The following is an 11,806-nucleotide window of genomic DNA, read 5'->3' on the forward strand; positions in this document are numbered from 1 at the left end:
AGGATTATGGAGGATTAATTGATTTAAATGAAAGTAAATCAGTTTTCTTTTTTGTTTTGATTATCTCGCACAGCAATTTAGTAAATGATCGTTTACCATTCCGGTGGCCTGCATAAAAGCATAACAGATGGTGGTGCCAAAGAATTTAAAACCCCGCTTTTTCATGTCTTTGCTAATCTGATCTGATAATGCTGTTCGGGCCGGAACATCACTCATTTTTTCAATTTTATTTTCAATGGGTTTCCCATTGGGAATGAAAGCCCAAATGTATTTGGAAAAACTACCAAATTCTCTCTGAATTTCGATAAATAATTTAGCATTAGTGATGGCGCCATTTATTTTTAAGCGATTCCGGATAATTCCTTCATCATTTTTTAACCGATCAATGTCCTCATCATTAAAAGCGGCAACTTTACTCACTTCAAAATCAGCAAAAGCCTTTCTGTAATGCTCCCTCCTGCGAAGAATAGTGATCCAGCTTAATCCTGCCTGAGCACCTTCTAAAATTAAAAACTCAAATAAGGTTTTATCATCATGAACCGGTTTTCCCCATTCTTCATCATGGTATTTAATGTAGAGCGGATCGGAGCCAGCCCAGGAGCAACGAATTGAGTTTTGAGTTTGGCGTTTTGAGTTTGGAGTCTGCATTATAAAACTTAAGAAAATGATATGATATAAGCTGTCGTCATCCTGAATTTCTTTCAAGATCTTAATTAGTTGCAAGAGATGCTGAAATGAATTCAGCATGACGAACGGAAGCAGATTGTTCAATAAAACTCCTAACCAGCCAACAGCTCGTCCCAATACTCCACCGCTCTTCTATAATGTGGAATCACGATACTTCCCCCAACCAGATTGGCAATCATAAAAATTTCATTCATTTCATCGCTGTTTACGCCTGCATCGTGGCATTTACCCAAATGATACTTGATGCAATCATCACAACGTAAAACCATCGACGCCACCAATCCCAGCATTTCTTTTGTTTTTACATCCAGGGCACCATCGGCATATGAAGTGGTGTCAAGCGCAAAAAAACGTTTGATATTGGTATTCGCAGTTTCCATAATTCTATCGTTCATTTTTTCACGATAGCCATTAAATTCTTCTACTAGTTTTCCCATATTAATTAATTATTGATTGAGTGATTTTTGAATGAGTGAATGAATGAATGAGTTGGCGTTAAGCCCGAAATTTTTACGCCCTTAATCCTCAAAATTAATTTCTTCCATTGGATTCCAGAACACCTTTTTAAAATTTACAACCTTATCATTTTTAACTTCAACGCCTTCTTTTGATAAAAGTTCAGCCATCGTTTCTGGTGTTTCAAAATGAAATTTCCCGGTAAGTAAACCACTACTGTTTACCACCCGGTGCGCAGGCACTTTCGGATGAGCCGTTCCTGCATAAGCCATTGCATGGCCTACCATTCTTGATGATTTGGCAGCTCCCAAACTTTTAGCGATGGCACCATAGGAGGTTACTCTTCCCTTCGGAATTAACCGGGCAACCTCATAAACCTGTTCGTAAAAGTTGGTATTCATTATTATTCAAACGAAAATTGAATGTAATTGATATTTTTATCGTGAAGCAGGTATTTCTTCTCATAATAGGTTTTAATCGATAACACTTCATCAACTAAATCCGATGTATATAAATGATCTGTATTTTTATGAACCTTTAAACCAAGCGCTTCAACTTTCTCACAAGTATAGGCATAAAGCTGATCATTATCTGTCTTAAGGTTTACCTTGCCTCCAGGCTTCAATACCGTTTTATAACGCTCTAAAAACACTGGAAAAGTCAAGCGTTTTTTTTCTCTGCTATCTTGTGGCTGAGGATCTGGAAAGGTGATCCATATTTCATCGATTTCGCCTTCAGCAAAATAATCCAATAGGTTTTCAATCTGAATTCTTAAAAAGGCCACATTGTCAATCCCATCTTCAATTGCTGTTTTTGCCCCACGCCAAATTCTGTTCCCTTTGTAATCCACGCCAATAAAATTTTTATCCGGAAATAATGTGGCCAGGTTTACGGTATATTCACCTTTTCCACAAGCCAACTCCAACACAACCGGATTTGAATTTTTAAAATGTTCAGCAGCCCATTTGCCCTTTAGGGTTTTCCCCTGATCTAATTGATATACGTTTGCAAAGGTCTCTATCTCGGCGAAACGTCTAAGTTTATCTTTACCCAAAAGTTTTTTTTCCGCAAATTTACAATTAAATCAATTATGAAAGCAGGTTTTTGCATGCCTATCTTGCCAGTTTTTAGTTAATCAATTGTATTTTTGCAATCGATTTAAAGAAACATCACATTGGAAAAAAGCGCCAAAATTTATATTGCAGGTCATCGCGGCATGGTTGGGTCAGCAATTTATCGTAAGCTTCAAAAAGAAGGGTTCGAAAATTTAGTAACCAAAACATCCGAAGAATTAGATTTAAGAAGTCAACAAGCTGTTGCCGATTTTTTCGCACAGGAACGTCCGGAATATGTTTTTCTTGCAGCTGCAAAAGTGGGCGGTATTGTTGCCAATAATACCTACAGAGCCGATTTCCTTTACGAAAACCTTGCCATTCAAAACAATGTAATTCATCAATCTTATTTAACAGGCGTCAAAAAATTGATGTTTTTAGGGTCAAGCTGCATCTATCCAAAATTAGCTCCACAACCTTTAAAGGAAGATTATCTGTTAACAGGACTTTTAGAACATACTAATGAGCCTTACGCTATTGCCAAAATTGCCGGCATTAAAATGTGTGATGCTTACCGCGATCAATATGGATGTAATTTCGTTTCGGTAATGCCGACAAATCTTTATGGTTATAACGATAATTATCATCCGCAAAATTCGCATGTATTACCGGCACTGATCAGAAAAATTCATGAAGCTAAAGTGAATGATGAAAAGCAGGTAACCGTTTGGGGTTCAGGAACGCCACTAAGGGAGTTCCTATTTGCCGATGATTTGGCTGATGCATGTTATTTCCTGATGCAAAACTATAATGAGCCAAACCTGATTAACATTGGTACCGGACACGACCTGACCATAAAAGATTTGGCTTTATTAATTAAAGATGTGTTGGGATTTGAAGGAGAACTCGTTTTCGACACGACAAAACCCGATGGTACACCTCGAAAATTAATGGATGTAACCAAGCTGCACAACCTGGGCTGGAAACATAAAATTGAGCTAAAAGAAGGTATTGAATTAGCCTACCAGGATTTCCAAAGCAGATATTAAAATAAGATAGTTAAAATTTATATATTTGAAAAGATAAATCAATTTTAGCTATATGACTTTAGTTCAACTCGAATATATTGTTGCTGTAGATACTTACAGAAGTTTTGTTACCGCTGCTGAAAAATGTTTTGTCACTCAGCCTACGCTAAGTATGCAAGTTCAAAAGCTGGAAGAATTACTGAGCGTTAAAATTTTCGACAGAAGCAAACAGCCTGTATCTCCAACAGAGATTGGTTCTCAAATTATTGCTCAGGCGAGAATTATTTTACAGGAAAGTGGAAAGGTAAAGGAACTCATCAGTAGCCAGCAGCAGGATGTATTGGGTGAACTGAGAATAGGTGTAATTCCAACGGTAGCACCATATTTATTGCCACAGGTGATTTCGGCGATGCTGGAAAAATATCCCGAACTCAAACTTCTAATTTGGGAATACACTACTGAAGACATTATTCATCATCTAAAAACCGGCGTGTTAGATTGTGGCATTTTAGCTACTCCGTTAACGGATGCTAACATTTCAGAGACGCCATTGTACTATGAAAACTTTGTAAGTTATATCAGCAAAAACAGCAAGCTTTATAAAAAGAAAGCAGTTGATGCGGAAGATTTAAATGACGAAAATATCTGGCTTTTGAATGAAGGGCATTGCATGAGAAACCAGGTATTAAATATCTGCCGTTCGACTAAAAATAACAGACTGCAAGGTTTAGAATATAATACCGGAAGTGTAGAAACCCTGGTAAGAATGGTTGATTTAAACGGTGGAGCTACTTTATTACCCGAGCTGGCCATTGCAGAATTAAATGCCAAACAAACCAACAAAATCCGTCACTTTAAATCTCCTGAACCGGTTAGGGAAATCAGTTTGGTTACGCATAAAAACTTCATCAAAAAGCGAATGTTAAATGCTTTAAAAGAAGAAATTTTGGCCATTATCCCCAAAACAATGAAGCAGAAAAAGAAGAAAGATATTGTTGGGATCTAAGAACTAGCGTTATTAATCTTCCTATTTTTTATCTACGTGGTCAGCCAATTGATAACTTGTTGTTTTCGGATTTTTATCTTCCAGAAAAATAAGAATCACCAAAGAAATAATTGGAATTAAAAAAGAAATCAGAAACCAGAACCAGAAATTTCTGCCGGTGCGTTTAGCTAAAAAACCAGCCAGTAACTGTGGCGACAACAATAAACCCAGCACAATTGTGCCGAGAATAATTTCAGGCATGGTGAAAAATTATTGTTTTTGAGGAACCAGCGGTGGTGCAGAAAGTAAACCTTTGATATCACTTTCAACTTCTTCTTCCTCGCCTTTTTTCTTCTTTTTCTTTTTGTCTTTATTCGATTTTCCGCTTAGGCGCTCTTCAATCACTTTGTCGTACTCGGTTTGCTGTTCTCCCTTTAATACGTTACGGATATTTTTAGAGGTTTCGTTCTGAAGTTTATAAAATTTATCTACATCCTCTTCCCTAGAATTACCAGCTTGTTGCCTTTTTATTAAGTCTGCCTGTTCCTTAGCCTGATTAAAAGTGAAACGATAGATTACACTTTTCTGCGTATCGTTCAGCTTCAATCGTTTATCCAAATCCTCTACATTTTTCTTTGCAATCTCATCTGGCGTCGGCATTTTGTTTTGCTGAGCATTTACAAGGTTAATTAAACCGAACACCATTAAAAATAAAAATATAATCCGCTTCATTTTGAACATTTTAATAGCTGCGAAGTTACTTAATTATCTTAAAACAAGAAAGTCCCGATTTTCAACGGGACTTTCTAAATTTTATAAAAGGTTGCTTACAAAGCTTTTTTGTAAAGTTCTGCAACTGCATCCCAGTTTACTGCATTCCAGATAGCCGCTAAATAATCAGGGCGTTTATTTTGATATTTTAAATAGTAAGCGTGCTCCCAAACATCGATACCGAAAATTGGTGTACCTTTTACTTCTGCAACATCCATTAACGGATTATCCTGGTTTGGTGTAGATGAAACCTGAAGTTTTTTATCAGCACCAACAGATAACCAAGCCCAACCAGAACCAAAGCGAGTTGCACCAGCATCTTGTAATTTAGTTTTTAATTCAGCAAATGAACCGAATGTTTCATTAATCGCTTTTGCTAAATCGCCAGTTGGCTCACCTCCTTTATTCGGACCTAAAACTTTCCAAAATAAAGAGTGATTATAGTGACCTCCACCATTGTTTCTTACAGCAGCAGGATATTTAGAAATGTTTTTTACAATTTCTTCGATGCTTAAACTTGCTTCAGGCTTACCTTCAACAGCTTTGTTCAAGTTAGTAACGTAAGCTTGATGGTGTTTATCATGGTGGATTTCCATGGTAGTTTTATCAATATGCGGTTCTAATGCATCGGTTGCGTACGGTAACGCAGGTAATTCAAAAGCCATAGTATTATGTTTTTAGATTTTAAAATGTTTCTAATAGCAAATATAACATTCGTAGGTTAAGATTTGTTCATGTAATTATCATCAAATCTTTTTTCACGAAAAGTTTCCAATTAACAAGCCATTTAGGCCTATCTCTTTTTTGCAAAGAAGTTTTTCATAAGCAAGGCCGATTCTTCTGCCAAAACACCACCTTTGAGCTCCGTTTTTGGATGCAATAGATTTGCGTTTTTCGAAATAAATCCACGTTTTTCTTCCCTGGCGCCATAAACAATGCGGCTTATTTGCGTCCAGTAACTGGCTCCGGCACACATTACGCAGGGCTCAATGGTAACATATAATGTACAATCTCTCAAATATTTCCCACCAATAGTTTGAGCTGCAGAAGTAAAGGCCTGCATTTCAGCATGCGCTGTTACATCGTTAAATTTCTCGGTTAAATTATAACCCCGGCCAACAATGCGGTTTTTGCTTACCACAATCGCACCAATCGGAATTTCATCTTCACTTAGCGCTTTCTTAGCTTCTTCCAAAGCCAGTTTCATGTAGTGAATATCTTCTTCCTCGGGGTTGGTATTTTCGAAATTGTAAAAACTCATAGCGCAAAGATAACGAAAGGCATGAAACCACTATTGTTTAATCTAACGCAAATTAGAACGGTTTTCATGCAGATTTAGGAGTCGCTAGCTATTGAATTTGCTTAAGAGCATAGGGGAGCGCAGCGCTATTGCTTATTGGAAACTGTCCTCCTGCTTTACATTATAGCCCCGAGAAAATCGGGGGCTGCCATTTCAATCAGGGCTAAAAACAAAGGATCAGCAAGAAACCAATCCCCGCTACAGCGCTAATTCCGTTGACAACCTAAATCAGTTTACTTCCGTTGGGCGTTTTTTTATCTACAGCTGTCAGAATAATATCACCATTTTCATCAGCAAAACCTGTTACTAAAAACTCTGACATAAACTTGCCAATTTGTTTCTTCGGGAAGTTAATTACCCCCACAATTTGTTTTCCCGGCAACTCCTCCAGCGTATAGTGTTTGGTAATTTGAGCGCTGCTCGTTTTAATCCCAAAACTCCCGAAATCAACCTTTAACTTATAAGCGGGCCTTCTGGCCTCCGGAAACTCGAAGGCTGCTATAATAGTTCCCACACGCAGTTCTACCTTCTCAAAATCATCCCATGTAATTACTTCCATTATTTCTTATTTTGATTTTTATGCAGCTAAAGTATCAATTATGCTTCAATTATTGTATGGTGCCGGCTAGGTTTTAAGCTAATGCAGCCTTAATGTTTGCAGGCTTATCGATTGATCTGCAACCTTAATGTAACAGACAAAAATTTGCGTTTTTGAATTTAAGGCCTATATTTATGCAACCGTTTGCATAACCAGATATTTTAAACCCTCCAAATGTATTTATTAGGTATTGATATAGGCACATCATCTATCAAAGTTGCAGTTGTTGATGTAAAAACACAGAAAAGCATTGCAACCGTTCAATATCCCGAAGAGGAAACAGAAATTAAATCTGTTCAGCCTGGCTGGGCAGAACAATCTCCTGCAGATTGGTGGGAAAATACCAAGCAGGCAATTATCAAGCTTAACGCAACAAATTTATTTAACCCGAAAAATATTGCGGCTATCGGCATTGCTTACCAAATGCATGGTTTAGTTGTGGTTGATAAAAATCAAAACGTATTGCGTGACAGCATCATCTGGTGTGATAGCCGGGCCGTAGAAATAGGTGAAAAAGCTTTTGATCAGATTGGCCACCAGAATGCGTTAAGCAGCCTGCTCAATTCTCCGGGTAATTTTACGGCATCAAAACTCGCCTGGATCAAACAGAATGAACCTCATACTTATCAAAAGATAGATAAAATCATGCTACCCGGAGATTTCATTTCGATGAAATTGACCGGCAATATTACCACGAGTATTTCAGCATTATCTGAAGGTATTTTCTGGGATTTTCAACAAGACAAAATTTCCAAAGCGGTAATGGATTATTATGGTTTGGACGATGATTTTATTCCTGAAATAACGGATTTGTTTTCCTCACACGGATTAGTAACTGAAGAGGTTGCGTTATCATTAGGCTTAACTGCAGGAATCCCGGTGACTTATAAATCAGGAGATCAACCTAACAATGCGCTATCTTTAAATGTAATGAAGCCAGGCGAAGTTGCTGCAACAGCTGGCACTTCGGGTGTGATTTACGGCGTGAGTAATAGCCTGACATACGACCCGCAGTCGCGTGTAAATACCTTTGCGCATGTAACATATTCTCCCGAAGAAAAAAATACTGGTGTATTGCTTTGCATTAATGGTACCGGTAGTATGTACCGGTGGGCAAAAAACACCTTTGCCCCTCATTTAAATTATCAGGAGTTAAACGCTTTAGCAGCTAAAGCTCCTATTGGCAGCAAAGGCCTAAACGTATTGCCATTTGGAAATGGAGCAGAACGCATGCTTAATAACAAGTACACGGGTGCCCAGCTTTCAGGTATCGATTTAAATATTCACAGCCAGGCAGAAATTTTCAGGGCCGTACAGGAGGGCATAGCCTTTTCATTTAGATATGGGCTGGATATTATGCGTGAAATTGGAATGGAGCCGAAAGTAATCCGGGCAGGCAGGGCCAATCTTTTTTTAAGCGATGTCTTTGCACAAACCTTTGTTGATGTTACCGGCGTTCGGATCGAACTTTACGAAAATGATGGTAGTGTCGGCGCAGCATTAGGAGCGGGCATTGGTGCAGGCATTTTCAAATCTGCGGAAGATGCATTTACGCATCACGAAGTGGTTACCACACTCGATCCAAAAAATTCTGCAGATTATGAGCCGATCTACCAGGAATGGAAATCGTTACTAATGAAAACTTTAAAATAGAACCACAAAAAAAATATACAATGACAAAAGTAGTAACAGGAGCAAAAGAGTTCTTCAAAGGGATAAACCAAATTCAATTTGAAGGTTTAGAAAGTGATAACCCATTAGCCTTTAGGTGGTACGATGCCAACAAGATTGTTGCTGGTAAAACCATGAATGAGCATTTCAAATTTGCATGTGCTTATTGGCACTCGTTTAACGGAAACGGAGCTGATCCCTTCGGTGGCGCCACGCACATATTTCCCTGGGATGAAAAAAGCGATGTCATTGAACGGGCAAAAGATAAAATGGATGCCGCTTTTGAATTTATCACAAAAATGCAATTGCCTTACTACTGTTTTCACGATGTTGATGTTGTTGATTATTGCGATAATGTAGCGGAAAACGAGCGTAGATTACAAACGTTGGTAGAATATGCTAAGCAAAAACAAGCAGATAGCGGCGTAAAGTTACTTTGGGGAACTGCAAATTTATTCAGTCATAAACGTTACATGAACGGGGCTTCCACTAATCCCGATTTTCATGTACTGGCACATGGCGCTGCACAGGTGAAAGCGGCGTTAGATGCCACGATTGCTCTTGGCGGTGAAAATTACGTTTTTTGGGGAGGTAGAGAAGGTTATATGAGTTTGCTGAATACCAACATGAAACGTGAGCAGGAACATTTGGCTAGGTTTTTACATACCGCCAAAGATTATGCCCGTCAACAAGGGTTTAAGGGCACTTTTTTTATTGAACCTAAACCATGCGAACCATCTAAACACCAATATGATTATGATGCGGCTACGGTAAAAGGCTTTTTACAGCAGTACGATTTATTAAATGATTTTAAACTGAACCTGGAGGTTAACCATGCTACTTTAGCTGGCCATACCTTTCAACACGAACTACAGGTAGCAGTTGATAACGGACTGTTGGGTTCCATAGATGCCAATCGTGGCGATTACCAAAATGGATGGGATACCGATCAGTTTCCAAATGACATCAATGAATTAACAGAAACCATGCTGATTATTTTGGAAGGCGGCGGCTTACAGGGTGGCGGTGTAAATTTTGATGCAAAAATTCGCAGAAACTCCACAGATCCTGCAGATTTATTTTATGCCCACATTGGCGGAATGGACATTTTCGCGAGGGCTTTAATCACTGCAGATGCCATTCTTCAAAAATCAGATTACAAAAAAATCAGAGCCGATCGCTACGCATCCTTTGATAGTGGAAAAGGAGCAGAATTTGAGCAAGGCAAATTAACTTTAGAAGACCTGAGAAACTTCGCAGCCGAAAATGGAGAACCTGAAATGAGAAGTGGAAAACAGGAATATCTGGAGAATTTGATCAACAGATATATCTAATTGGCAGCATTGGAAAATAATAAATGTCGTTTTAACATTTTTAAGTTAAAAAAATTAAAATTTAATTTTTGATTTCACTACATTTAGCCTTCTAAACCAAATAACTTACTTAAATGAAAGTAACAGATTACATTATTTTTCTAGCCTATTTTGCTGTTGTGGCAATCTATGGTTTCTGGATTTACCACCGTAAAAAGCAAGCACAAATGAGCAGTAAGGATTACTTCCTTGCTGAAGGATCATTAACCTGGTGGGCCATAGGTACATCATTAATTGCCTCGAACATTAGCGCTGAGCAGTTTGTAGCCATGAGTGGTGATGGGTTTAAAATGGGATTAGCCATTTCCACTTACGAATGGATGGCTGCTGCAACACTCGTTATTGTGGCTACATTTTTTATCCCCGTTTACCTCAAAAACAAAATTTATACCATGCCTCAATTCTTGAGTCAGCGGTATAATGGTACAGTTGCCATGATTATGGCTGTGTTTTGGTTATTATTATATGTGGTGGTAAACTTAACCTCGATACTTTATTTAGGTGCTTTAGCCGTAAGTAGTATATCTGGCATTGGTTTCTGGTATTGTATGATTGGCTTAGCCGTTTTCGCCGTGATTATTGCTTTAGGCGGAATGAAAGTTATCGGTTATACTGATGTTATCCAGGTAGCTTTCTTAATTTTTGGAGGTTTAGCCACAACTTATCTGGCGCTGAATTTAGTGAGTGATCACTTTGGCGGAGATGGTGTTTTAGATGGTTTAGCATTTTTGAGAGAAAAAGCTCCAGACCATTTCCACATGATTTTCAAAAAAGACAGTGCCAATTATGCTTCCCTACCGGGTATGACGGTTTTATTGGGCGGTATGTGGATTGTAAACTTAAACTATTGGGGCTGTAATCAGTATATTACGCAACGTGCTTTAGGTGCCGATTTAAAAACTGCCAGAGCAGGTATTTTATTCGCCGCATTTTTGAAGCTCTTAATGCCATTAATCGTGGTTTTACCAGGTATTGCCGTTTACATGTTATATCAGGAAAAAACCGGTATTGATGTAAATTCAATGATGCCAGGTGGCGAACTTCGCCCCGATCGTGCCTATCCAACTTTATTAAATATTTTACCCACAGGATTAAAAGGTTTGTCATTCGCAGCACTAACTGCGGCGATTGTAGCTTCTCTTGCTGGTAAAATAAATAGTATCTCAACCATTTACACTTTAGATATTTTTAAGAAACACATCAGAAAAGAAGCTTCTGAGAAAAGCCTGGTAAGAACTGGTAGATTGGTTGTTATTGTTGCGATGGCCATTGCAATTGCAATTTCTCCATTCTTAGGTATCGATAAAAAAGGTGGATTTGAATTTATTCAGGAGTACACAGGATTTGTGAGTCCGGGTATTTTTGCCATGTTCATTTTAGGTTTCTTTTGGAAAAAAACCACTTCCAATGCAGCATTATTTGCTACCATTGGCGGCTTTGGTTTATCCGTTTTACTTAAATTTTTACCTGGAATGATGGATTTATCATTCTTACATGATTTCGGTTTCTCAGTAGCGAACGCAGAAGGTATTTATGAAATCCCTTTCTTAGATAGAATGGGCTTCGTTTTCGTGATTTGTATCGTAGTGATGTTTGCGATCAGTATGATCGAAAATAGTAAAGGTGATAAATCAAATGGTTTAGAAATTGATTCCAGCATGTTTAAAGTTCATCCTAGTTTCGCCGTTGGATCATTATTGGTTTGTGGTATTCTGGTAGCACTTTATTCTATCTTCTGGTAGATAAAAAACATAATGTAGATAAGGCTTTCTGGTAAAACCAGGAAGCCTTTTTTTTAGAAATACTTTCCTGCTAGCGCTCGTTTAAAACAAGCGTTGGCAAAGGTTGAAGCATTCCTGCCTGCGCTCGTTTCAAACGAGCGCAT

14 protein-coding genes are annotated in these 11,806 nt (G+C 38.2%); 5 read left to right on the forward strand and 9 right to left on the reverse strand.

Annotated features, from left to right (window positions below; all coding sequences use genetic code 11):
* Window positions 1-60: 60 nt before the first annotated feature.
* The 4 genes from R2Q70_RS02925 to trmB all read right to left on the reverse strand — a co-directional run bounded on the left by R2Q70_RS02925 (window position 61) and on the right by trmB (window position 2,197).
* Entirely contained in the window at window positions 61-648 is a 588-nt protein-coding gene (locus tag R2Q70_RS02925; RefSeq protein ID WP_316806164.1) for a DNA-3-methyladenine glycosylase I, read from the reverse strand.
* A gap of 131 nt (window positions 649-779) precedes the next feature.
* Window positions 780-1,124: a carboxymuconolactone decarboxylase family protein gene (locus R2Q70_RS02930; RefSeq protein WP_231425795.1), complete on the reverse strand. Its 345-nt coding sequence runs from the start codon at window positions 1,122-1,124 to the stop codon at window positions 780-782.
* Window positions 1,125-1,205: 81 nt separating this feature from the next.
* The gene (locus R2Q70_RS02935) at window positions 1,206-1,544 is read right to left on the reverse strand and encodes an MGMT family protein (protein ID WP_316806165.1); all 339 of its coding nucleotides are present in this window, start codon (window positions 1,542-1,544) and stop codon (window positions 1,206-1,208) included.
* A gap of 2 nt (window positions 1,545-1,546) precedes the next feature.
* Window positions 1,547-2,197 (reverse strand): tRNA (guanosine(46)-N7)-methyltransferase TrmB, encoded by a 651-nt coding sequence (gene trmB / locus R2Q70_RS02940; protein ID WP_316806166.1) that lies wholly within the window; start codon window positions 2,195-2,197, stop codon window positions 1,547-1,549.
* Between the two features lie 120 nt (window positions 2,198-2,317).
* Here trmB and R2Q70_RS02945 point away from each other — a divergent pair, with 120 nt between their 5' ends.
* Window positions 2,318-3,244, forward strand: a complete 927-nt coding sequence (locus R2Q70_RS02945; RefSeq protein ID WP_316806167.1) for a GDP-L-fucose synthase — start codon at window positions 2,318-2,320, stop codon at window positions 3,242-3,244.
* 52 nt (window positions 3,245-3,296) lie between these two features.
* A complete protein-coding gene (locus R2Q70_RS02950) occupies window positions 3,297-4,229 on the forward strand; it encodes a hydrogen peroxide-inducible genes activator (protein ID WP_116168935.1) in 933 nt (310 codons plus the stop codon).
* Between the two features lie 21 nt (window positions 4,230-4,250).
* Here the strand turns inward: R2Q70_RS02950 and R2Q70_RS02955 are convergent, their stop codons facing one another.
* The 5 genes from R2Q70_RS02955 to R2Q70_RS02975 all read right to left on the reverse strand — a co-directional run bounded on the left by R2Q70_RS02955 (window position 4,251) and on the right by R2Q70_RS02975 (window position 6,838).
* Complete coding sequence (locus tag R2Q70_RS02955) at window positions 4,251-4,469, reverse strand: hypothetical protein (RefSeq protein ID WP_316806168.1); 219 nt, start codon at window positions 4,467-4,469, stop codon at window positions 4,251-4,253.
* A gap of 9 nt (window positions 4,470-4,478) precedes the next feature.
* Complete coding sequence (locus R2Q70_RS02960) at window positions 4,479-4,940, reverse strand: hypothetical protein (RefSeq protein ID WP_316806169.1); 462 nt, start codon at window positions 4,938-4,940, stop codon at window positions 4,479-4,481.
* 95 nt (window positions 4,941-5,035) lie between these two features.
* A complete protein-coding gene (locus R2Q70_RS02965) occupies window positions 5,036-5,644 on the reverse strand; it encodes a superoxide dismutase (RefSeq protein ID WP_316806170.1) in 609 nt (202 codons plus the stop codon).
* 128 nt (window positions 5,645-5,772) lie between these two features.
* A complete protein-coding gene (locus tag R2Q70_RS02970; protein ID WP_316806171.1) occupies window positions 5,773-6,240 on the reverse strand; it encodes a nucleoside deaminase in 468 nt (155 codons plus the stop codon).
* A gap of 262 nt (window positions 6,241-6,502) precedes the next feature.
* A complete protein-coding gene (locus R2Q70_RS02975) occupies window positions 6,503-6,838 on the reverse strand; it encodes a tRNA-binding protein (RefSeq protein ID WP_316806172.1) in 336 nt (111 codons plus the stop codon).
* Between the two features lie 213 nt (window positions 6,839-7,051).
* On the opposite strand from R2Q70_RS02975, the gene R2Q70_RS02980 reads away from it, so the two are divergent.
* From R2Q70_RS02980 to R2Q70_RS02990, 3 genes are all read left to right on the forward strand, one after another.
* Window positions 7,052-8,530: a xylulokinase gene (locus R2Q70_RS02980; RefSeq protein WP_316806173.1), complete on the forward strand. Its 1,479-nt coding sequence runs from the start codon at window positions 7,052-7,054 to the stop codon at window positions 8,528-8,530.
* A 20-nt stretch (window positions 8,531-8,550) separates the two neighbouring features.
* Window positions 8,551-9,882: a xylose isomerase gene (xylA, locus tag R2Q70_RS02985; RefSeq protein WP_316806174.1), complete on the forward strand. Its 1,332-nt coding sequence runs from the start codon at window positions 8,551-8,553 to the stop codon at window positions 9,880-9,882.
* A gap of 113 nt (window positions 9,883-9,995) precedes the next feature.
* Complete coding sequence (locus R2Q70_RS02990; protein WP_010600482.1) at window positions 9,996-11,663, forward strand: sodium/sugar symporter; 1,668 nt, start codon at window positions 9,996-9,998, stop codon at window positions 11,661-11,663.
* The last annotated feature ends 143 nt before the right edge of the window (window positions 11,664-11,806 follow it).

It is taken from the genome of Pedobacter agri (assembly GCF_032678665.1).
In the GTDB taxonomy this organism is placed as follows: domain Bacteria; phylum Bacteroidota; class Bacteroidia; order Sphingobacteriales; family Sphingobacteriaceae; genus Pedobacter; species Pedobacter agri_A.

Bases quoted from the DNA above. Each gene is read 5' to 3' on its own strand.
- R2Q70_RS02975 (WP_316806172.1), bottom strand. From the start codon at position 6,838: ATGGAAGTAATTACATGGGATGATTTTGAGAAGGTAGAACTGCGTGTG.
- R2Q70_RS02960 (WP_316806169.1), bottom strand. From the start codon at position 4,940: ATGAAGCGGATTATATTTTTATTTTTAATGGTGTTCGGTTTAATTAAC.
- R2Q70_RS02935 (WP_316806165.1), bottom strand. From the start codon at position 1,544: ATGAATACCAACTTTTACGAACAGGTTTATGAGGTTGCCCGGTTAATT.
- R2Q70_RS02990 (WP_010600482.1), top strand. From the start codon at position 9,996: ATGAAAGTAACAGATTACATTATTTTTCTAGCCTATTTTGCTGTTGTG.
- R2Q70_RS02965 (WP_316806170.1), bottom strand. From the start codon at position 5,644: ATGGCTTTTGAATTACCTGCGTTACCGTACGCAACCGATGCATTAGAA.
- R2Q70_RS02950 (WP_116168935.1), top strand. From the start codon at position 3,297: ATGACTTTAGTTCAACTCGAATATATTGTTGCTGTAGATACTTACAGA.
- R2Q70_RS02980 (WP_316806173.1), top strand. From the start codon at position 7,052: ATGTATTTATTAGGTATTGATATAGGCACATCATCTATCAAAGTTGCA.
- R2Q70_RS02925 (WP_316806164.1), bottom strand. From the start codon at position 648: ATGCAGACTCCAAACTCAAAACGCCAAACTCAAAACTCAATTCGTTGC.
- xylA (WP_316806174.1), top strand. From the start codon at position 8,551: ATGACAAAAGTAGTAACAGGAGCAAAAGAGTTCTTCAAAGGGATAAAC.
- R2Q70_RS02955 (WP_316806168.1), bottom strand. From the start codon at position 4,469: ATGCCTGAAATTATTCTCGGCACAATTGTGCTGGGTTTATTGTTGTCG.
- R2Q70_RS02970 (WP_316806171.1), bottom strand. From the start codon at position 6,240: ATGAGTTTTTACAATTTCGAAAATACCAACCCCGAGGAAGAAGATATT.
- R2Q70_RS02930 (WP_231425795.1), bottom strand. From the start codon at position 1,124: ATGGGAAAACTAGTAGAAGAATTTAATGGCTATCGTGAAAAAATGAAC.